A 22,569-nucleotide genomic window follows, 5' to 3' on the forward strand; every position below is an offset into this window, starting at 1 on the left:
ATCTATTATTTCTGTGTTCTTATGTAGATATCTCCCATAGATGTTTTTAAAATAACATCCTGTCCACCACCATTCATTTTGCCTTTCACGGCGTTACCCATAGGAGTTGATTTGGCTTCCTCGGCAGGTTTTTCGAATTGAAATTCCTCCGCGGCATAGATATTCCCCATAGCAGATTTTACATCCACATTAGCTCCGAAATTCTTTGGGAAGGCAACATCTACGGCGCCCATAGCAGCGACTAAAGAAATCGGTCCTTTGACAGGTTGAACAAATTTGGCTGTAACATCTCCCTGTGAAACCTTTACATTGATCGGCCCGGTAACATTCAATAAATTCACGTCGCCTATCGTACTAGCAACTTCAACCTCAGCCCGTATATCTTTTAATTCGATAACTCCAGCATTAAACATGGCTCCACGCCCTCCTTTGATCGTCACAGGTAAATCCATTGGTATCTTGATACGAATAGAATCCTCTAAGGGCATCCCTACCATACTTATTTCCGTCACTCCACCTTCTGTCTTGATATTCATACCAAGTCCTGAATTATCCGATAATCCCGAGCCATTGATCACACGTAGGCCTTTTGCGCGGTCATTTTCTTCACTTTCCTCCACCTTGGCTGTAATCAGCACATCTTTCCCCTTATAACCTTCAATATAAACATTATCCAATTTTAGTAAAAGCTTATTTCCCAAGTTGGGCACTTTAATTTCTTTCCAGTTTTTCGGTCCCTTTTCACGGCCGAATCCGGCAGAACTGTATGTAAAATTATTACTATTACTAACAACAACTCCTGAAACCGCTCTAGCCTTTTTAGGAGGATTAGGAGGTTTTGGTGCAGCCACACTTTCTACAGTTTCATTTACCTGGGCCTGCAATGCGCTTGCAAAGATCAGTGCGACCCCAATCATCATTATCCTTATCTTTTTCATTTCGTTTTAGTTTGTCTTCATTATTTGTCAAATAATGCATTTTAAGCTTTTTCATAGATTAACCTACACAATCTGACTTCTACCTTAATATATCCTATTATTGATTTAATAATACCGCATATGCTTGCTCCTTCACAAATTTCAGGGTAAATGGATCTTCCACAATTTCATTTAACTTTTCTTTTGTTGTTGCTTTCATCGTCGGATCCTCCTGTTGGGCCATCATTTGCATCAGTTCCATTTGTAAAGTGGGATCATTTTGCTCCACAAATAAGTCCTGAACTTTCTGCTGACGTTCTTCTGGGCTAAGTCCACTTAATATGGTTTCGATTGCAGCCATGCGGACATTACTACTTTGATCTGACACAGCTGTCTTTTCCAAAGCTCCCACACTATTGCGATCTAACTTACCCCCATCTTTCATCGCCAAGACAGCACTTAAACGCGTGCTTGCGGAACTCGAATCCTGAAGCATCTGAACGTAATCCATTTTCTCTTCCATTTCACGATGAGCAGCTTCCAATACGCTTACTTTTGCCAATTGTTTTCCTTTGCTTTCGATACCGGCGATTGCCTTAACAGGAGCTAAAGTCTCTTGGCCTCCAGTATCAATTCCCATCACCTCAGCATCAACTGCTTTTGCATTGTCTTCTTTTTCCGGAACAGTAATAGGATGTACCGCAGCTACAGGCTTTTCTACTTCTATTTCTCGTTGTTGATTAAAAGCAATAAAAGTTGCTGTCCCCACTAAAAGGGCTGCTGCCGCAATACTAGCCCACTTCCATAAAGGCTTAATCTTTCTTTCCTGAACAGGGGGAACTACTTGTGGTCTTATTTTATTCCATAAGTCAGCCGAAGGTTCTCTCTGATCAAATGCCTCCCGATTAGCGTTTACAAAATCTTTTAAATTATCCCGCATAATTATACCTTTCCTTCAATTCTTCGTAAATTTTCTTTTTAGCACGGTGATATTGACTACGTACAGCAACCGCTGTCATCCCCAATGTTTCCGCAACTTCATCATGGCTCATGTTTTCAAACAGGTAAAGATTAACGACCATCTTAGGCACGCCTGTCAATTGATCGATCACATTCTCCAAATCTGTCAAACGACATTCACGCCATTCTTTTTCCAGCAATTCGTCTTCGCCATCATCCTTAATTTCCAAATCATCCACCGGCGTAAAATATTGCTTATTCTTCCGTAACAGTGAGATTGCCTTATTCACCCCCATCCTTCTCAACCAGGCTTCCACACTGAGAACTAAATGCCATTTATCTGATCTTGAAAAAAAGTCAACAAAGGTTTCCTGTAAAATATCTTCACTTTCTTCCTGATTGGACAAAATCCGATAAATAGAATTAAAAATCTTTTTTGCATACCGATGATAGAGCTGTGCAAACCCAGACTCATTGCCCGTTTGGCACATCGCTAATAAATCTTTATCGCTAAGCTGATTTTGCACGTTATAAAATTAATACTGTTAATTCTTATGTTTCTACTATGTAGTCGGGGCTCTGCTGAAAATGTTGCAATATAATTTTATTTTTTTTCTAAAATAATTCTAAAAATGCACAAAAGCCCATTAAAGGGTCCCTTTTCAACAAAAAACACTCAAGGATGAACTTGAGTGTCTGCATTAATAAAATAAACTTAATAAGGATTTTAAAACTCCAGGTATAAGATTATCGATTATTTAACTTTTAGATAGGTCTCCACAATGGTATGTTTAACTCCCAATTCAGGTAAGTTTTCCTCACCGGTCTGAACCAATGTATCTCCTTTTAAAGTAAGTTGAAAATCAAACTTATTACTTTCCCAATCGCGCATTGAACAATATTGTAATCTTTCTTGATAGTTGACACCATCAAAAGAATAGGTGCCCCCGCCTGCGACAAACAGCGGTTCTTTACCTTTACCTTTTTCCTTATCGTGGTTAAAAAAGGAAAAATGGTCATCATTGAACATTTTAAACATTTCGGTTTTGCTCGTGTCCGTAAAAGCAGTTACCGTATCTTTCCCTTTGATTGTTTTGCTTTCAATAAGCTTATAGGTACCGGTCAAGGACTTGGCTTTTACGGCATCCACATCCTTCTTTTCGGTAGTATTTTTACATGAAAAAACAAGACAGGAAATCGCAATCGCAAATAGCAGTTGATTTTTTAGGTTTATCATATTTTATAAAAGGTTTAAAGAGGCCAAACTACGAAAGTTCAGCCTCAATCAAAAACAAACCATTGTAATTATTTATCCCACCAAACTCGACCAGACAACTTATCTCCGCCAGGTACTGCGGCCGAAGCTGCTCTGTAGTTTTCGCCATTGATAGCCGCTTCAGTAGAAGGATAAGGGAATCTTCTTGGAATAGTCCCCGAAGTAGCATTTCCTGGATAATTCACCGGAGTTAACGCTGGATAGCCGCTTCTACGCCAGTTGCTCCAAGTTTCATAAAAATCCATCATTGTTATGGTATGTGCCCAGTATTGGGTATTGATCTGTTTTAAGGCATCAGCAGCATTAAATGGATTCGCAGCCAAATAAGTCTCAGCATCAGCATCACTTATTGCTAAGGAACCATCATACTGATTCAGATAGGTAATACTTGCCTTCACACCTTTTTTATAATGATCGCTTGCACTACCAGCTATTCCCCAACGTTGGGCTGCCTCAGCCAAAAGCAACTCGGATTCGCCATAGGTCAAAATAAATGTCGCACCAGTCCGCTTGATCATATTAGGATTGGGCGAAGAATATTCTGCAAAGGTCGTATAACTTGGGTCGCTACTGATGTTATACTGTGCATTTGATCCCAAATCTTTTCCATTCGGCATCCCCTTTTGCTTGGTTGGATCTGTGATAAAACTCCCGTTCTGTGTTTTGTCCTTTTCTGATAAATATAGCTTTGTAACAGCAACCTTTTGCAACCTCGGGTCATTGTTGCTTTTTAAATAGTCAATAAACGTTTTAGACCATTTTACATAATAATTCTCTTGGCCACCATCGCCCAATAAAACCTGGCTGTTTCTATTCTGAGTGACTCTAGATCCTGATTCATCATGTAAAATAAAAGCATTGTCGGCATTACTGTCCATTGTCTTACCCGCAGCCTTCTGCACATATTCCTTCGCTTTAGATTCGTCTACTTTAACCAAACGCATCGCTGTGCGTAAGAGCAGAGAATTGCCAAATTTACGCCATTTGGCAATATCACCTTTATAAATAACATCACCAGTGACTTTATCACCATCATCCTTTAATGCTGCAGTAGCCGTTTCAAGTTCCTTTAGCAAATCGTTATAGATGTCCTGCTGCTTATCATACTTCGGTTTATAAACTTTGGTATAAAAACCCAGTCCCGCCTCCAAATAGGGAACATCCCCATACAAATCAGTTAAGCGAGCAAAAATTAAAGCTTTCCAAATACGTGCGACATTATACAGATTTGCATATTTTGGTTTGTCTTTTGTAAACTCAACCACATCCACAATATTACGAACCTGCTCAATATAGGCCCCAACTGTACCCGTACCCCAATACGCCGCGGTATAGCTTTCATTCAGCATATATTTATCGCCGGCCCAATAACTCACTACAGTCGATAAACCCTGCATCATTGTCGACGAGTAAATTAGATTTCCACGCCATGTATCGTATGCAAAATCAAAACTTCCTGTGTAAAATAATTGTGCAGAGCTCAATGTATAATTTGGATCCCAATTTTCTTTACCATAAGCAACTGGATCTGTATTTATCTTATCAAAATCTTTTGTACAGCTACTTTCCATAAATAATGTCGCTGCCATTAAACTAATAACTACCGGTTTAATATATCTTTTCATGATTGTTTGCAATTAGAATTTAACACTTAAATTAACACCGTAAGTACGTACTGCTGGTACACCTCCAAGCTCTAAGCCGGGGAAAGTTGCATTATAGCTCGATTCTGGATCTATGTTATTTGTTTTCTTCATGATCGTCCAGAGATTGCGCGCTACAGCACTTACTGTAATCGACTTAACTTTGTTATTAAATAGATTGGATGGGAAAGTATAGCCCATAACGACCTGTCTCAATTTCACAAAATCAGCGCTGTTTACAAATATCTTAGATACATTATTTGCCGTATTGGTATAATAGGTAGAAGCTGTTCTGCCCAAGCTTTCACGATCAGCCACAGTTTCCTGATGTAATCCAAAAATATAACCGTAATAATCTGTTCCCGAGAAAAGCTTTCCACCCCATTTTCCATCAACCAAGAAAGAAAAATTGAACCTTTTGTAGCTAAACTCATTATTCCAGCCAGCAAACCATTTATTCATTGCCGAACCATAGGACTTTAACTCACCCCGGTCAGGAGAACCATCGGCCAATTTTACGATCTCACCATTACTATCGTATTTATAATCGAAAGCCATGATCTGGAAAGCAGGCATACCAACTTTATTCATTAAGTAACCTACACCCGAACGCGAAGTCGCTACCGTCTGTTCGTCCATTCCCTCAGCCAATGAAATCACTTTATTGTCGTTGTAAGAACCATTCAATGAGGATACCCATTTAAAATCTTCCGTTTTGACAACTGTGGCTGAAATCAATGCTTCAAATCCCTTATTTTGCATTTTACCGGCATTGAGTACGGCACCAGCATAACCGCTTGCGGAAGGCGTTGTGATAAAGGAAATTTCATCTTTCGACTTTTTGTTATACCATGTTAGATCCAAATTTACACGATCATTAAAAAGACGCAACTCCGTTCCGATTTCCAACTCTGTTGCTGTAGAAGCTTTTAAGGAAGAGTTCGGAATATTCACATTGTTAATAACCCCTAAAGGTTGTCCGTTGAGTACTTCACTTCTAAAATTATAGGTTAACAAGGTTTGATAAGGATCTGTTGCCTGTCCTACCTGAGCAAAACCTGCTCTCAACTTTCCAAAGCTCAACCATGATGGTTTTAGATATTCTGAAAAGATAAATGAACCTGAGATTGCGGGATAAACAGAGTTTAATTTATTATCTACTCCAGGTGTAGCTAAGGTAGAAAACCAATCAGAGCGTAAACTACCAGTCAAATAGGCTATATCTTTATAAGCAAATTCTAAGGTACCATAAGTAGACTGCGTCTCCGATTCACTTTCGAGATACGCTACCGACTTATTTTTTGCGTTCAAAATATTATACACACCAAATATCGCGAAGTCGGCACCTAAATTGGTCGTCTGTCTGATTTTAGTATTTCGGTAACTCGCACCAAGATTAGGTGTAAGGCTATAATCTCCGAAAGTGAATGACTTACCGACCAAAACATCGGCATTAATATCTGCAAATTTAGTTTCCTGCTCTGCAATTTTACCATTCTCATAATAGCCGGTTCCAGATGGAACAACATTCTTATAATGATCGGTATAACCATCTCTTCCTGCCCTACCCTGAACAAACAAACCATTACCCATGGTATACTTTGCTGTTACGGAAGCGATCGAACGATCCCGGTTCGTATTATTGATAAACTCATTTGCTGCAAACCAAGGGTTGGTTGCATACACATTACCCGAATTATAGAGGATCTCTTTTCCATTGTCATCTTTCCATGGCTTCAAATCGTTTATATTGATGCTCGTTGGCAAAAACATGACGTTGTAATTGGCATTTCCAGCACCGTCAGAAACCATTGGACGATTTTTGACCTGCTCCAGAATCATATTATAGCGTGCATCGATCGTCAATCCTTTAAGTGGCTCAAAAAGTCCGACCAAATTGAACGACTGTCTTTTCAGTCCCGAATTTGGAACAACTGACCTGTTATTGACATCTGTTCCTGACAGACGAATAGAGCCACCATCAAATGATTTATTTAACGCTAATGTATTAGTCCATGTCGAACCAGTGCGGTAAAACCGATCTAAATTTCCCTTTTGTAATGAATAAGGTCTTGAAGCTCCATCAAATTGTACGACTGGTGTTCCATCTAATTTAGCTCCCCAGCTTGAACCTCCCACTTGGGCTGCGCCTGCTTGGGTCGTTGGCTTCTCACCGTTTGCCCCCTGACCATAGACTGTTTGCCAATTCGTGTTGTCTATAATTTGCTCGGCAACAAGGTTACTATTAAAATCGATCGAATTGCCTTTTCCTGATTTTGTTGTAATAAGGATAACCCCTGCCTTGGCTCTTGAACCATATAATGCAGATGCGGCAGCACCTTTCAGTACTGAAATACTTTCAATATCGTCTGGGTTGATATTGCCAATTGCATCACCAAGATCGGGTGCATTATCCCATTGGCTTCCTGAGTTTCCTTTGGAATTGGCATTTCCGATACCTACCGGCTTACTTTCCATAGGAATACCATTAATTACGTATAATGGTTGATTTGTCTGGTTCAAACTCGATACCCCGCGGATGGTCACATTGGACGCAGCTCCGGCACCGCCAGAAGTAGAACTGATATCCAACCCGGCCACCTTTCCAACGAGTGAATTCATCACATTATTTTCACGGGCTGTGGTTAGCGATTCACCGGCAACCTGCGTAACAGAATACCCCAATGAGCGCTTCTCTTTCTTCATACCCAATGCCGTCACAACAACCTCATTGAGCATCCGATTATCTTCCAATAAAACAATTTTCAGATCACCCTCTTTGGTTACGGCTACTTCTTGCGAAGTGTAACCCGCAAAAGAAATAATTAAGGTGTTTCCTGTTGCCGCATCGATCATAAAGCGTCCATTGATATCTGTTGCACGTCCCACCGCGGTTCCCTTAACACGTACCGTAGCACCAGCTAAGGGATTGCCTTTATCGTCAGTGACGACACCTGCGACAGCCACCTGCTGCTGTTGACTGACAACCACAAGCCCCTCCTTAGAAACGGAATAAACCAATCCACTTTTATTAAAAAGCTTAGCCAACACATCCAATACCTTGGTATTATTTGCATTGACTGACACCTCTTTATTTAAATTTTCATTCGTCGAATTATAGACAAAGTAATAATCACTTTGCTCTTCGATCATTTTAAGTACCTTGCTCAGTTTTGTTTTTTGGACATCCAAGGATACTTTTTGTTGGGAAAATACATTTGCCGAAACATTCATAACAGCACACGTAGTCATAATTAAGGCTAGTTTCATCCGGATAATGAATCTAAAATGCACAATATATCCATTGCGCATTTGCAATAAGCAATTTTTAATCATATTTTAGTGTTGGTTAAAATTAATATTAAGCAGCACGCCCCAATGTTGCTGCTTTTGGTTAATCATTTTTTCAATGAAGGATGGTGTTGGTCCGCCATCCTTTTTACTTTTCTGATATAGTTATTTTTCTCCCATATACATTAAATTTAAAAGGTTCAACGCTCTGCAAAGCACTCAGTACCTGAGTAATACCCTCCTTACCAAAGGTTGCTGTAAAGCGATATTGTTTTAATTGATCATTTTGGATTTGGATATCCACATCATACCAGCGTTCCAACGTCCGGCGAAGCGATTCAAAATCTTGGTCCACGATTTCTAATCTATTTTCACGCCATGCAATATCTGGTATTTCAGCTGTATTGGATTCTACTGTAGGGATGTTCTCTATGGCAATCTCCTTAATCGGTAATTTGCTCGCTGTTGGTTTATTGGTTTTACGAGCGACTGCTATTTCTGCTTGATTCTTAAAGATCGTGATTTTTTGGTTCGGCTTGATGACAACAGAATTTTCACGCTGTCCTTTGCTCGTCATTTCAATCGAACCCTCTACAAGCAGTGCTTCTGCTGTAGGTTCATCGGAATAACTCTTCACATTAAATGTTGTTCCCAGGACCTTGATATCAAAATCAGATGCTTGTACCACAAAAGGTTTATCCTTATTCTTGGCCACCTGAAAATAACCTTCACCCGCAAGCCGCACCACACGCAATTCCTGATTGAAATCTGCCGATAACTCCAGTTTACTCGCAGAGTTTAACGTAACAGTACTTCCGTCACTTAATTCGAAGGTCTTTTTTTCACCATTTTTTGTTTGATACACCTGGCCAATTGCGCTTATTGGTAATGTCGTATCAACTTTGCCCGGTTGAGCATAATACCAAACACCACCCGATACCAAAGCGACAAACACAGCAGCAATGGCTGCCCATTTAGGCCAGTTAAACCGATAGGGCAAGCGATGTTCTACTGGAGCATTCTGCAGATCTGTCTTCAATTTTTCCAATTGCTCATTCACAGGTCTACGGTTGCCAACCAAGAGTTGAAATAGGCGTTTGGCTTTCAGAATCGTCTCCGCTTGTTCTGGATGGTTCAGACTATATTGTTGCCAGTAGAGAATACAGTTCTTATCTTCTCCCGAACAATACTTTTGAAAGGTATCGTCAATCAAAAAATCTTCTAACTGTTTATAATCTTTTTGGCTCATTCTTTTGGGTATTTACTCTATAGTGCCCAAAAGGAGTTATTTTGCCTAAAGAAAATTTAAAATATTTCACAAAAACCTGAAAATCAGATTATTATTTTTTTTAAAGAAAATACAAGGATGGCATTTTACAATAGATTTAAGCGCATTTCTATGCGATTATTGAATCTTCAAAGGGAGAACAACAAATTAAACTTAAATATCTTTCAATTCCTCCCTCAGAATCTTTAAAGCATCATAAAGCGTATTGTAGGCAGTTTTCACGGACATCTGCGTAGTTTCAGCTATTTTTTCATAGGAATAGCCCTCAAAAAACTTCAGATTCACCAGCTGTTTCTGACGAAAAGACAACTTCTCCAACGCTTCCTTTAAACGGATCTGTATAATTTCATTCGTCTGTACTTTGATAACAAACTCCTCATAAGGCATCTCAACCCAATCATCTTCCGCTTTTACATTTTGAAGGGCGGTATTTATCCTATGTTGTTTCTCTAGTAGACGTAGGATACGTCTTTTTAAAAAAGTAATGAGATAGGACTGTACATTTTCTACCCGATCTAGCTGTTCTCTTTTCTCCCAAATTTTAACAAATACCTGATCGGTTGCTTCACTTGCCAAGTCACTGTCGCCACAGGTGCGTATTCCAAAATTAACAAGCTCTTGATAGAGCGCCGCATAAAGATCAAAGAAAGCCGTCTCGTCTCCAGTACGAATACGCTCCCACAATAAGCGGTACCCCATTTTATTTCTCATAATAAAGCATATAATCCGAAAAAAGCTAATATAAGTCCTCAGTTCCAAAAGTATAAACTTAATCGGTAAAAGGAGAAAGAAACGAAAAATTACATTGAAGCGAAGAACAAAGTAAATCGTTTGAATTGAATATTGTAATTTAGTTCCTTCATTAAGAATATAAAAAGTAAAAACAAAGCAGCAGTATACAGCCGTTGACTAGATTTAAACTCACATGAAAACTATTTTTGCCATTGTAGGTAGTGCCCGTGCACATTCATCCAATCATCATATTGTAAGTCACCTCCAACAGGAGATTAATGCCGATATCCATTTCACCCTATTTGACCGCCTTAAAGAACTGCCTCATTTTGATCCTGAAGAGAGCCAGTCCCATCCACCTATTGAAATTATTGCACTCCGTCAGGTAATTCATGATGCTGACATCGTATTGATAAGCAGCCCCGAATATATTTTCAGTGTGCCCAGTGGATTAAAAAATCTACTCGAGTGGTGCGCAGCAACTACGGTTTTCACCGATAAGCCCGTTAGTATCATTACCGCAGCAGCGCAAGGCGAAACAGCACATGTTGAACTACAACGTATCCTGCAGGGACTAGGAGCTCAAATTGACGAAAAAAGAAATCTGCTCATACAAGGAGTCAAAGGAAAGCTGGATGCTACGGGAGCAATTTGGGACGAACAGCTCAATTTAGAACTAGAAAAGCTGGCAACACAACTTAATGAATATTAATACCCATTAAGTTCTGCTCCATTTTCATCCAAACCATAAAAATTAGCGCAATCCATAATTTGAAGATTATTATCTTTACGACATGCAAGAACAAATTAATAATCCATTACACGGAAAAAGGCTCGACACCATCATTGAATATTTAGTGGAGTATTATGGTTGGGAAGAGTTGGGACAACGCATATCCATCCGATGCTTCAATGACAATCCGAGTGTCAAATCTTCCCTAACTTTCTTAAGGAAAACACATTGGGCTAGAGAGAAGGTTGAACAGCTCTATGTAAAAACCTTGTTGAAGAAATAAGTTTTTTTCATATTTCATAACGAATAATCTGATTATTAAGCATATCTTTGCCGCCATGAAAAAAATTGCCGACTACCGGAAGTTACTTAACGTAGAGAAATCTGTGGATCTTAAAACCCTGAAATCTACCTACCGGACAATCATGAAAGAATGTCATCCAGATAAATTTGTCAATGATGAAGAAGGTCGTTTGGCTGCAGAGCAAAAAAGTGTGGAAATGATTGAAGCCTACCATTTCCTGGTAAGCATCTGTCCGGAAACATTAGAGCAACAGTTACCGATCTACACGGAGACAATTACCAATTCTGGTATTCAGGATATTGACTGGAAAGGACAAATATTGACAGTCACTTTTCACGACGGCAGTCAATATGAATATTTTGGTGTTCAGCGGAATGACTATATTAAATTTGTAAACGCAGATTCTTTAGGTCGATTTGCTCGCAGACACATCTTCCATTCTTATCCTTACCGTAATGTATTAAAGACTGCAACAGTCGCTTAAACACTGTTCTTTCATCCGCTATACAAAGATAAACGCCCTCTATCAGATTGATATAGGGCGTTTACGTAAAATGTTAAATGTTTAAAAGCTATCTATAGAACAGCGCTATTGCCAAATAGTTTTTAGTTTTATAATTTTAACATAAGACCTGCCATTCCACCTCCATAAAATGTATTTCGTGTACGGTCTCTCCGCCAAGCTCGCCATACCGTGCTACCACCAGAAATTGTATTTTCATCCCTCTCCGCATAGTTCAGGCTGGGAGCAACAAATATAGACATGCGCTCACTTAGTTTAAACGCCGGAATTACCCGCAGCGACGACTGATGATTATCCAGGCTTTTAAATTTCTCTGTCAGATAATTACGTGTAGCTATTTCCGTACGCAGGCTAAACTTGGTCCTATTGATCAATACTGCACCTAAACCTGCTTCAAAGGCATATTTATCCGGTCTGTTGCCATCGAGTGCCCTATTGATCGATAATATACTATAGAGTACCCGACCACCTGAACGAAATTGTAGTCCGAGATAGCTATCCTCATTGACCGCTACTGAAAGACTCTTCTCACCATTTTTAATAAAATTAAGCAGACCAATGGGATAATCACTACTATCAGCAATATTAACGATACCTGCCAATTGAAATCCTTTTACTTTTTTTGCTTTATTGGCGATGCCTGCTACTTGACTTCCAACAGTCGATTCGCTATTGTTAAGTATGCTAGCAAGCTGTGTCGTTCCTGGAGCCTCATTGGCTAAATTTACAACACCAGCGATTTGAACACCTCTAACCGTATCCGCTTTGTTAAAAACACCCGCTACTTGCAGACCTTTCACTTCCCCGGAAACATGGTTTCCCACACCGGCGATCTGTACCCCACTTACATTTCCTCCCACACCATTGAAGACGCCTGCCATTTGCAAACCTTTCATTTCTCCGAACACACGGTTTCCTACACCGGCAAGTTGTACGCCACGCACACTTCCCCCAACGGCATTGAAAACACCGCCCATTTGCAAGCCTTGCATATCATATTGATTAATATTAAATACGCCACCAAGCTCAATACCTTTTACCCCCGCAGTAGATCCACCAATAATGTTTATGGAAAATTTATTCACAATTTGCGATTGTATAAAACCATGTGTACTTAATCCCGGTGTCATCGAAATTTGGTATGGGCTATACAAAAACATCCCGCCTAAATTCATGCTTTGGATCTTTTGGGCAGGAGACAGAAATACCCGTCCCCAAAAAGATCGATAAAGACCATGATCTTCTTCATACCCTTCAAAATAGCCGTATTCACGCTTCTTCTTATCGCCAATTTGCGCTTCTATCGGAAAAATCACCATAACACTGGTGTCCCGAAAAGCCTCCTTACTAACGTTCACTGCAATGAGATTACTTTTTTTCTTTACGTCCAACTCAAAGTAGCCATTTTGGTCCGTCAACGTAGACAATAAAGCACTTCGATCAAAGATACTGGCATTGGAAATCGGATTATTAGTCCGAATATTTTTGATATACCCCGCTATAACAACTTTGTTTTTATTAGGTGTCTTCACTTCAAACTCCACGGACATCCGCTGAGGTGTATATTGAATAATAATATGCCTTCCAAGTTCTTTAAAACTATATTCCTTTCCCAAAATCCGATCCAGATAATCATACAAATTCCCTTTGAAGGCCTTAGTATGAATCACACTGTCTGTCTGTAGGATATTTCCATTAAAGGAGAACAATACATCCTGCTGCTCCTTCAACAAGCGAAAAACTTCGCCTACAGTAGTCTCTGGAAAGGCTGGTATTTGAATCGCTGCAGCGAGCTTTTGCTGTGCCCTTCCCAAATGGAACGAACACAGCATTAAAATTAAGAGATAAAGCTCTACCCTCTTTATAAAAAATAGTATCATGTTGTTTTCTATACAATTTTGTTCTGAAAATATATCTATCTGTTGGCTCACCTCGTCAGATGAATCTCTCTGTCTTTCACATTTACTTTTAATCCAAATGTGCTAGAAATGACTTTCAAAATTTCAGTTAAACTATTTTGTTCGAATTTTGCTGTCAATAATAATTTCTGATCAGCAGGATGGTCAATAATAATCTTATATGCATAAGCTTGATTTAGCAACTCAACAACACGCTGTAATGGGGTATTCTCAAAATCAAACACACGATCCACGTAATATTTATAAAATTGATCCTTGACAGGTTCCTTTCCTACTTTTATTGTATCACTATCCCGGATTGTAATCATTTGTTGTGGTCGCAAAAAGACTTCCTTATTTGCATAACCGACTTTAACCAATCCTGTAGCAACAATAACTTCCGTCGCATCTGATGTTCGGCGCACATTAAAACTGGTGCCCAATACCGTAATTTTGGTTTTACCTGTCTCAATGACAAAGGGATGTTTTTTATCCTTGTGAACCTGGAAAAACACTTCCCCTCTCTTCAATGCCACATTTCTATTTTTATTGGTCCATCTGCTTGAATAAGCCAGTTCCGTATTTTTATTTAAGGTAACTACCGAACCGTCAGGTAGGGAATCTTGTCGTACTTGCTCCATACTCGAAACAAACATTTCCTCACGATGAGATTGATCAAACACATAGAATCCTACTGCACAAAAGACCAAGATACTGGCTGCTAACCACCAGCTCCATTGAATTACAGAAGTCTTTTTTGGGGGGATTACCGCAGCTTCTGCCGCTCTTTTATCTCGCACAATTTTGAAGTCAGCCCAAGCCTTATCTATGTTCACATCAGGAACATCCAGGGGTTTAGGCAAACTATCCCACATTTTTTTCATTTTTATGTACTCCTCCTTATTGTTAGCGTCTTCTTCTAACCAACCTTGTATCATGATATTCTCTACTTCATTGGTCTCACCAATGATATATCTTTCTAACAGTTCCTTATTCATAGCGTATAGATAAGAAAGCAAATAATCAATGTTAAATAATCCATAAGTTCGATACGCAAATGCTTCAGTGCCTTGCTCATATGTCCCTCAACAGTTTTTATCGACAGATCCAGGGTTACTGCGATATCCTTATATTTCATTTCCTGAAAACGGCTTAACTCAAAGACCGTCCGGCTTTTTTCAGGTAATTCCGCCAATGCCACCTGTAGCTTTTCGTTCAAATCCCGCGTACTTTCATCAACCGCAGGTACAAAATCCTGTCTATGCTGTTCGTGGGATTGATATTTTAGCTTACGTTGCTCTTTTTTCAGCACATTCATACTTTCATTATAAATAGCCCGATATAAATACGCTTTTAATGAAGTATGTATCTGCTCCTCCCAATCGCGTTCCCAAAGCCGCAAAAACACCTGTTGCACAACCTCTTCCGCCACATCACTATCGCCTAGATACCGGTAGGCATAACGATGTAACTCTTTGTAGTGCGCCCGAAATAGCTGCTCAAAATTCTTCTCTTTATTTTCCGACATTGATCAATTCTATTGTTTAAATAATCCGCTCTATTAGTAAGACACCCCAATAGACTATTACCCTTACAAATTTTTCACTTTTTTTAATTTCAACTTCAATACATGCACCATATGATTTCAAATCCCTTATTTATCCCTATTCGTATTTCTTTTCATATAGATGCTATGGTGAGTACGGTACATCCTCCCATCTGTCAAATGATATTTGCCCAAGAAACTTTATAAAAAGGCGTCTGTGACGACTAAAGGTAAGCCATCTATTTTATAAAATATTTTTTTTTCTAAGGGTATACGGATTTTCCATTGTCATAAAGGAAAGAACAACATACAATTGATCACAAAAAATAATTTGACAATGAAAACAACATTCAAAGTAGCCCTGTTGGGATTGACATTATTAGGAATTGCAGGTACTACACAAGCGCAAGATATCACTTATGGTTTACAGGTCGGAAGCAATTATCATATGAGTTCCTTTGGTAACAAGTCTGTCAAAGATAATAATGGCAAAGTCGGCGTATCAGTAGCAGGATTTGCCCGTATAGGAGATCGCGTTTTCTTCCAGCCTGGAATCGGTGCCAGTCTGTTGCGTAAAGAATATACCTTCGAAAATGTGCAGAAAACACCTAAATTCTATCAAATAAATCTACCATTACAGGTCGGTTATAAATTTTTGGAAAATGGCGACTTCAACCTCCGTGGGCTATTGGGGCCGCAGTTAAACTATGATGTAAAAACAGTGAAGTCCAGCGCAAATACCGATTATAAGAAATTTTCATTCGATGGCAGAGTGGGGATCGGTGTAGATATCAGTCACCTTACATTAGATGCTTATTACAGCCATGGTTTTACGAGTATCGACAAAACCTTAGATGCAAAAAATAAAACTATCGGCATTATGGTCGGTTATAAGTTCTAATCAGCATCTATTAGCGAAGAAAAACGCCATTCTAAATCGAATGGCGTTTTTTTTTTTACATTTTATTTTTTGTCAATAATTATTATTTTAGCCCTACCAAAAAATTATTCCAGCTAATCGTCCTATTTAAATACGACTTTCGATCAAATTGGAATAAACGGGATGTAGCGTAGCCCGGTATCGCGCCAGCATGGGGTGCTGGAGGTCGTCGGTTCAAATCCGGCCATCCCGACTTTTTTCCTTTATGATTAACGTCTGTTTCATTCTCCCTTCTGTCATCAGAATAAACGTTGATCCTGTTCAAAATAGATTTTTCGGATCAATACCGGCCAATAACTTGCAAGGGTTCCTTCTTTAATCTGCTTGAGAAGATCATGATCCGAAGGAATCATTCCTTTTAAATCATCCTTCTTCGCGGCAGATCCTTCCCCTTTCGACAGCTTTAATTGTTCTTCTGCAAGTTCGCGAAGCATCAGTTCATACCTGTTTTTTGAAGGTTTACTATGGGCAATTTTTTTCAAAAGATCTGGATTTCCCCGATTATTCCCTTGCTGCAAATGCAGTTCAAGCCAGTCGGCCAATATTTCATTTTTTTCATCGGAATAAGGCTCACCAACGCCCAAATTCATGGGCCATAATCTCGATTCCGCAATTTTCAACTTTGCCTCTTTATATTTCTTTTCAAGGATAAATTGGTAGGCCAGCATTAATTTGGTCTGTACATAATACCGATGGCCTTCAGTTGCGCCTTCAAATGGAAGTATCGTCACCTCTTCCAATTCTTTCTCAGCCCGCATGTATTCTTTCCCCAATAACAATGCACGTACCTGTGCCAGGGTTAGTATATAATTCTTCGGAAATTTGCGATGATATGCTGTACTCACCTTAAGCGCTTCTTTATAAGACTGACTATTGTTTAGGAGCTCCACCAAATGTAGCCCATATCGCCATTCTTGTGGTTCCATCAAGGTTGCCTGCTGCATCATCTGTACCGCTAGATCTATGCGGCTCGTATCTTGCAAACTTGATTTCAGTGCATAATAGGCCGCAAAATCTTTTGGCTCCTGCGCTACTGCCGACAAAATTTCTCTTGCTTTTTGGGGTTGATTCCTGAAACGATACAATAGTGCAGTCAGATAATCGATAGTCCAACTTTTACTCTTCTCTTTTGCCCATTGGAATACCTGATTACTTTCTTCTCGAAATGGGAAGACAAAAGCGGGCTTACTTTGCGTTGCCTGATTTAACCATTCCTGACTGATCGACTTATTCGATCGTGTCAGCCAAGCTAGCCAAATTAAAGCTTCCGTATTCTTCTGTCCCGAGCGGAGTAGATCGGTGGCAGATTCAGATTCTCCAAGATCAGCATACCATATCGCCAGTTCCATCAGCTTTTCAGCGGCAAACTCTTGCCTGGATGAAAATGTCTTCTTTTCCTCAAATTGGAGAAAAGCATTAAACGGATCATATTGGAGAATTGTCTGATGGGAAAGACGATCTGTTACAGCTCCTTTTTTGTGCTGAACCAACACGTCCATCTGCAAGGCATCTATATTTAGCGGATTGGCAACCACAGCTTTTGCGATATAATCCCCTGCACGTTCATATTGTTTAATCCGATAGTAATATTTGGCCATTTGCACAAAGGAAGCACTTCGCCAAGTTGGATTTAATGAAGCGACTTCAAAACCATCTAAAGCATCGTTATCTTTTTTTAGCTTAATCGCTGCCAAACCATAGTAATAATTTGCCTGTGCATCATAAGTATCCATAGACAATGCTTGCCGGGCATAGGCATAACATTGCTCATATTCCATTTTAAACCAGGCCAGTTTGGCCATTTCAAGGTAGGTCTGCGAAGTAGCGCCATGCTGGATCAGTTCCTTTAATTTTACTTCCGCAAGCGTATATTGCCTAAAGCGAATGAGATCACGTATCTCCAATAATTTGGTCTGCCCCGTATCTAAGCTTACTTCCGCTGAAATTACAGTGGGTCTATTCAGTTTTGACCAAGATGTATCGGTTCTGAGATTAAAATAATCCTGTCCCAATTTCAGATAGCGAGGTCTTGAGTCGGTTGCTACAATCAAGGATAATCTGGTAGGCTCGCCCAATTGAGCTTCAATAAAACTTCGATTTAATACAGTACCTATGCTATCAAGCACATATATACTATCTTTTAAAGGTCGCTTTGGATCAAGATCCAATAATAGCTTATTGTCCTCACGTTTTATCTGAATTGCTGCTGAAAGTTGTATCTCCTTCGGTTTTCCTATCCCTGAAAATGGCATCCAGTATTCCGTCCAACTGTCACTTTGATAAGGAGCAAAACCAAGCTGTTTAAAGGGGGTCTGGCTGCTGGAAGGAACATTTTGATTGAACAGACGTCCACTTTGGATTTCCACATATTGCCCACTCTGATCAGTCAGTAAATTTTCCCAGATCTTGCCATCTCCAGCCTGCGACCAAAGAAATATCTTTTTCCCTAATTTATCTTCACGGAGGGCATAACGGGCCATTCCAAAATTATGATCTGTATAGTAAACCCCGAAAGCATTGCTATGCGCGCCCAATACATGATATGATTTAGAACTGCCAAAAGCATTCTCGCTATAGTTAGAAAGATCCCGTCCCTGGCTATCGATAGGCCAGGCATGCACATCCCCATCATGACCTATATATTGATTTCCGGGATACAAAAACTTCAGATCTTGTCCCGCAGCAACACCCAGATTCATCCAGGTATAATAAGGTTGTTCAACCGCATTGGCATTATACCAAAAGGAGCGTGTAGAAAAATAACCTTTGTCTTTTTCTAACCGGATCTCCAAGGTCCAGTTACTACGGCTCAGCATATCATAGGCATGGATAAAGCAACTTACGCTTCCATCCGCATTTTCCTGCGTAAGGTAATCGACCGGTGTAGAAGTATTGGGCGTGTGTCCAATAATACCATAATTAGCTTCGATACCACCACTCGTCCATGGTCCCCGCATGGCAATATCCCTAAATTTCACAACGCCATTGTTGTAAATATAGTCCCGCTTATTGACCTTATCATAGGCCGACCAAATTTTCCCACCGATCTCTGGCATCACCTGTACCCGAATATAATCGTTTTCCAGGATAACGGTTTTCCAATCCTTTTCAATAGCCGTATTTGTAAAACCGTCAAAGCGGAAATAAGGATACAACTTTTGAGCTGAAGCTATGGGATCCGGATCCGTAAAGGGATAGGTTACATAACGTTTCTTAAGCTCAGAAACCTTTGCCGGATGCTGTGCAAAAACTCCGAGCACACAGCTGCCCATTGCCCATAACATAATCCAATTTTTCATTGGCGTTTTAATTTAAAAATTTCACAATTTTAATGGCATTCCCCAAATCGTTGATTTGTCCGATGTGATTAAATCCGTCATGTAAGCCATTACTTCACCAAATTTCAACATAAATGAATCTATCATAGGTTATTTGCATCTTTGCATCAACAAAAAGCCTATGATAAATTACACCTTGTAGCGCTATCGTACTGCTATTCAATAATCAACAAAAGTCCTTTATTCTTTTCTACCGGAATCGCATCGCCCAATTTATACTGCGCTCCCTTTTGAAAATTAGGAATTAATGGTGCGGATAATTTTGCCTTTCCAGAATCAATCCCCAATTTTTCCCAGTCAATGGCCAATTTTACATCCACATCACCATCCGCCCAGCTAGCGATAGCTACCATCGCCTTGCCCGCACGGCTATAAACAGTTGTAAGAACCTTATCATGATCGGTTTTAACAGGAATATTCGGCGACCAATAACCTATCATTTTACTCCCTTTGATACCAAATTGATCCCACGCTCTCCATAGATCAGCAGGTGTCAATTTTTGGTAAGGCATCCTATTGGTCATGCCATAGAGCATACCCCGCCAAGGATTTCCACCATCCTGTAGCATTTCACCCATTAAACCAAACGGAATGCCGCTCACCTCGGTAAGGAAAAAATCGGGTTGGTTATTCTCGTAGTCAAAGTATTCACCAAACCATAATCTATTGATGTACGGAAAATGCTCCAGATACAGATTCGCGCTATTATTGAATCCATCACTTTTATTATATTGATTTGCCGAATGCAAATCGATCAGACCAGGTTTGCCATTTTTTGTCAGTACACGTTTTATTCTTTTCATGGTTACCCGATCAAAGGCAACATCATCCAAATAAATCCCATCGATACCGATATGATCTACCAGCCAGTTCATGCCTTCGACGTAATAATTGTGCCATCTATTCATTCCGCTATTGATAATAGCCGCGTCTTTAAATTGGGGAACATACCATGCAGCGATATAATTTTTACCCACATGCTCCTGCAACCAGGAATATCCGCCTCCTTTTCCAGGTGAAAACACCTCAGTGCCCAGGCTACGCAATGGATAGAGCTCATAAACCCGATTTGAAACCTCACGAACGGTATTGTAGATCTTGACCTTTAACCCCTTATCATGTGCCTGATCGATATATTGCTTCATTTCTTTTGTCGCAATAAACGGATAATTGATATATGGATTTATTTCATTTCCGTGATGGATATTGATGACATTAGATCCACTTGCAACAACAGAATCAACGGGTTTATAAGCATGGTAATACCGTTCATTCCATTGCGCTTCCGTATTGATCGGGTGAAAAGGGGTAATTAGCAGGTTAAAATTGTAATAAAGCACATCGCCTTTTTTGAGTTCACGGGCTCCGCTGTAACTATTGACCAAAACCGATTTTCCTTTCAGGCCAATATCAATTCCCCCTTTATTTTCGTTACCCCAGGACTGTGGCAGCACAAGCGGCTTTTGAAGATAAAAATTCGTGTTGAGCGGACGAGAATAATGCTCGTCACGGAGTGAAAACTGGAGTCCGGCATCTACAGCACCTATCCAACCACCATCCTGATTTTTATGGGCTACATCCCATTTCCAGGTAAGCTGTTCGGGCCTCTTTCCTCCCTTTTGCCCGAGTCCCATAAAATAATCCGTCTTATCGGGCATCATCGGGATATGCATCGTGGCATCTTTTAATGACAGGTCCTTCAGCGCCGTCAGCTTGACCACATAATGCATATAGCCATCAAATTCCAATTTACCCTCTACTTCCATTGTCAGATCGGAAGACTCATTTTTGGCCGTCCAACTATATTCACCGTCACTTTTGGTTTCAAATCGGATCCCGCTTGGTTTAAGTTGAATTTCCTTTCCGTCCGAAGCACTATAAAAATGAAAATGAAGCGGTTCAAATAAGAGGTTATTCGCCTTGGACGATATTTCAGTCAATTCGGGCGTAAAAAACGTGCTGATCTGTTTTGGAAAACCACTCGCATGGAGTTTCACCTCGCGGCCTAAAATATGTAAGGTAGAGTCCGCTTTTAATTCAATAGCTGTATAAGGCGCAACCACTGTATTTTTTTGGGCCAATGTCGAATTGAGCCATGGTAGTCGCGTCATTTTCCATGGTTGATCAACACCGGATATATCACCTGAAGCATCTGAAACCCTTATTTCCACATTGACCTGTTTCGCTACTGCATTTTTTGGCTTTACGGTAACCACGCCATGATAAGTTCCGCTTGCAGTGACCTCCGGAATCTGTATACCACACCACAGGGCCTGAACCTTATCTTTTGGTATATCAACCTGGAGTGCCATTGCTTTTCCGGTATAATCCGTACCTTGGGTATTGATACAATTCAGGCTATTCGCGGGAATAATAGCCCCATCACTTGCTTTAAAATCCGAGAATGAAATTTGGATTTCATGGAGGTCCTGCTTTGGAGACCATAACCCGAGTTGAAATGCATAAAATTCACCTTTCTGCCCTGTGCCCTGCAACTTAGTCATGGCTTTACCTTTCATAAGCCAGCGTTGCGGAAGATTGCTTTCCATTTTAATCGGAAACTCCCGCAATTCAGGAAAAAGATAATAAGCGGCATTCGCATTTCTGTTCACAAAGCCTCGCACTTCTTCGGCACTCGCGATCAGTTCCATCGGATCATTACTATTGTATTTATCTACGGCATCAAAGCGTGCAACAGTAACTCCTTTTGAGTTTCCTGCCCCATGTTGTACTACTTTCACTGGTGCTGAAACGGCATTTTTAAGATAAATTGCATCCGGATAATTGCGGCTGCGGCCACCCATCTGATACGGTAAATAATAGACATAGTAAACGCCCTTCCCGGAAATCGGCTTAAACCGTAGTCCACCAGATTCCGTATTCATCCAAAGATAAGAGCTGGGTGCGATTTGCCTATTGCTGGCACTGTCGACGATAATAACTTGCTGATTTGCCTCAACCCAGCGATTTCGCCACGGAATAGTAACCTGCACCTCCTTCTGATCCGTGTTTACCTGCAGCACTGCTCGATGATTACCCAGCTGGTCCGCATCCCACTTTTGTGTTTCCGGAGGATAGGTCAATTGCGCCCGGGCCGAGTTTGCGCATAAGGATACGGCAAGGATAATTGCCAGCTTATAAGAGGCTGTTCTTTTTTTCATGCGAATAGTATTTATTCAA

General features: G+C 40.1%; 17 protein-coding genes and 1 tRNA gene. 5 read left to right on the forward strand and 13 right to left on the reverse strand.

What is annotated here, in order from left to right; translation table 11 throughout:
* Positions 1–5: 5 nt before the first annotated feature.
* From HS960_RS13475 to HS960_RS13510, 8 genes are all read right to left on the reverse strand, one after another.
* Positions 6–938: a DUF4097 family beta strand repeat-containing protein gene (locus tag HS960_RS13475; RefSeq protein ID WP_153845026.1), complete on the reverse strand. Its 933-nt coding sequence runs from the start codon at positions 936–938 to the stop codon at positions 6–8.
* Between the two features lie 97 nt (positions 939–1,035).
* Positions 1,036–1,857: a hypothetical protein gene (locus tag HS960_RS13480; RefSeq protein WP_153845027.1), complete on the reverse strand. Its 822-nt coding sequence runs from the start codon at positions 1,855–1,857 to the stop codon at positions 1,036–1,038.
* Complete coding sequence (locus tag HS960_RS13485; RefSeq protein WP_153845028.1) at positions 1,847–2,404, reverse strand: RNA polymerase sigma factor; 558 nt, start codon at positions 2,402–2,404, stop codon at positions 1,847–1,849. The genes HS960_RS13480 and HS960_RS13485 overlap by 11 nt, the downstream gene beginning before the upstream one ends.
* A 227-nt stretch (positions 2,405–2,631) precedes the next feature.
* Entirely contained in the window at positions 2,632–3,114 is a 483-nt protein-coding gene (locus HS960_RS13490; RefSeq protein ID WP_075991653.1) for a hypothetical protein, read from the reverse strand.
* Between the two features lie 68 nt (positions 3,115–3,182).
* The gene (locus tag HS960_RS13495) at positions 3,183–4,778 is read right to left on the reverse strand and encodes a SusD/RagB family nutrient-binding outer membrane lipoprotein (RefSeq protein ID WP_153845029.1); all 1,596 of its coding nucleotides are present in this window, start codon (positions 4,776–4,778) and stop codon (positions 3,183–3,185) included.
* A 12-nt stretch (positions 4,779–4,790) separates the two neighbouring features.
* A complete protein-coding gene (locus HS960_RS13500; RefSeq protein WP_228280331.1) occupies positions 4,791–8,132 on the reverse strand; it encodes a SusC/RagA family TonB-linked outer membrane protein in 3,342 nt (1,113 codons plus the stop codon).
* A gap of 103 nt (positions 8,133–8,235) precedes the next feature.
* Positions 8,236–9,336 carry a FecR family protein gene (locus tag HS960_RS13505; protein WP_153845030.1) on the reverse strand — a complete coding sequence of 367 codons (1,101 nt, stop codon included), beginning with the start codon at positions 9,334–9,336 and terminating at the stop codon, positions 8,236–8,238.
* Positions 9,337–9,528: 192 nt separating this feature from the next.
* Positions 9,529–10,086, reverse strand: a complete 558-nt coding sequence (locus HS960_RS13510) for an RNA polymerase sigma factor (protein WP_153845031.1) — start codon at positions 10,084–10,086, stop codon at positions 9,529–9,531.
* Positions 10,087–10,300: 214 nt separating this feature from the next.
* Here HS960_RS13510 and HS960_RS13515 point away from each other — a divergent pair, with 214 nt between their 5' ends.
* From HS960_RS13515 to HS960_RS13525, 3 genes are all read left to right on the forward strand, one after another.
* Complete coding sequence (locus HS960_RS13515) at positions 10,301–10,819, forward strand: NADPH-dependent FMN reductase (RefSeq protein ID WP_153845032.1); 519 nt, start codon at positions 10,301–10,303, stop codon at positions 10,817–10,819.
* 82 nt (positions 10,820–10,901) lie between these two features.
* Positions 10,902–11,123, forward strand: coding sequence for a VF530 family protein (locus HS960_RS13520; RefSeq protein ID WP_153845033.1), 222 nt, complete (start codon positions 10,902–10,904; stop codon positions 11,121–11,123).
* Positions 11,124–11,178: 55 nt separating this feature from the next.
* Positions 11,179–11,628 (forward strand): KTSC domain-containing protein, encoded by a 450-nt coding sequence (locus tag HS960_RS13525; RefSeq protein WP_153845034.1) that lies wholly within the window; start codon positions 11,179–11,181, stop codon positions 11,626–11,628.
* A gap of 128 nt (positions 11,629–11,756) precedes the next feature.
* Here the strand turns inward: HS960_RS13525 and HS960_RS13530 are convergent, their stop codons facing one another.
* The 3 genes from HS960_RS13530 to HS960_RS13540 are packed head-to-tail and all read right to left on the reverse strand — an operon-like array spanning position 11,757 to position 15,093.
* Positions 11,757–13,547 (reverse strand): peptidase associated/transthyretin-like domain-containing protein, encoded by a 1,791-nt coding sequence (locus HS960_RS13530; RefSeq protein WP_153845035.1) that lies wholly within the window; start codon positions 13,545–13,547, stop codon positions 11,757–11,759.
* A 47-nt stretch (positions 13,548–13,594) separates the two neighbouring features.
* Positions 13,595–14,563 carry a FecR family protein gene (locus HS960_RS13535; protein ID WP_182332980.1) on the reverse strand — a complete coding sequence of 323 codons (969 nt, stop codon included), beginning with the start codon at positions 14,561–14,563 and terminating at the stop codon, positions 13,595–13,597.
* Entirely contained in the window at positions 14,560–15,093 is a 534-nt protein-coding gene (locus tag HS960_RS13540) for an RNA polymerase sigma-70 factor (RefSeq protein WP_153845037.1), read from the reverse strand. Before HS960_RS13540 ends, HS960_RS13535 begins: the two co-directional genes overlap by 4 nt.
* 355 nt (positions 15,094–15,448) lie before the next feature.
* On the opposite strand from HS960_RS13540, the gene HS960_RS13545 reads away from it, so the two are divergent.
* The gene (locus HS960_RS13545) at positions 15,449–16,012 is read left to right on the forward strand and encodes a porin family protein (protein WP_088160652.1); all 564 of its coding nucleotides are present in this window, start codon (positions 15,449–15,451) and stop codon (positions 16,010–16,012) included.
* A gap of 158 nt (positions 16,013–16,170) precedes the next feature.
* A tRNA-Pro gene (locus tag HS960_RS13550) sits at positions 16,171–16,244 on the forward strand.
* Positions 16,245–16,290: 46 nt separating this feature from the next.
* Here HS960_RS13550 and HS960_RS13555 read toward each other — a convergent pair.
* Both HS960_RS13555 and HS960_RS13560 read right to left on the reverse strand, forming a co-directional pair.
* A complete protein-coding gene (locus HS960_RS13555; protein WP_182332982.1) occupies positions 16,291–19,350 on the reverse strand; it encodes a DUF5107 domain-containing protein in 3,060 nt (1,019 codons plus the stop codon).
* Positions 19,351–19,544: 194 nt separating this feature from the next.
* On the reverse strand, positions 19,545–22,550 hold the full coding sequence (locus tag HS960_RS13560; protein ID WP_159729269.1) for a glycoside hydrolase domain-containing protein: 3,006 nt from the start codon (positions 22,548–22,550) through the stop codon (positions 19,545–19,547).
* Positions 22,551–22,569 lie beyond the last annotated feature (19 nt).

Origin of the sequence: Sphingobacterium paramultivorum, from assembly GCF_014109745.1 — a bacterium.
In the GTDB taxonomy this organism is placed as follows: domain Bacteria; phylum Bacteroidota; class Bacteroidia; order Sphingobacteriales; family Sphingobacteriaceae; genus Sphingobacterium; species Sphingobacterium paramultivorum.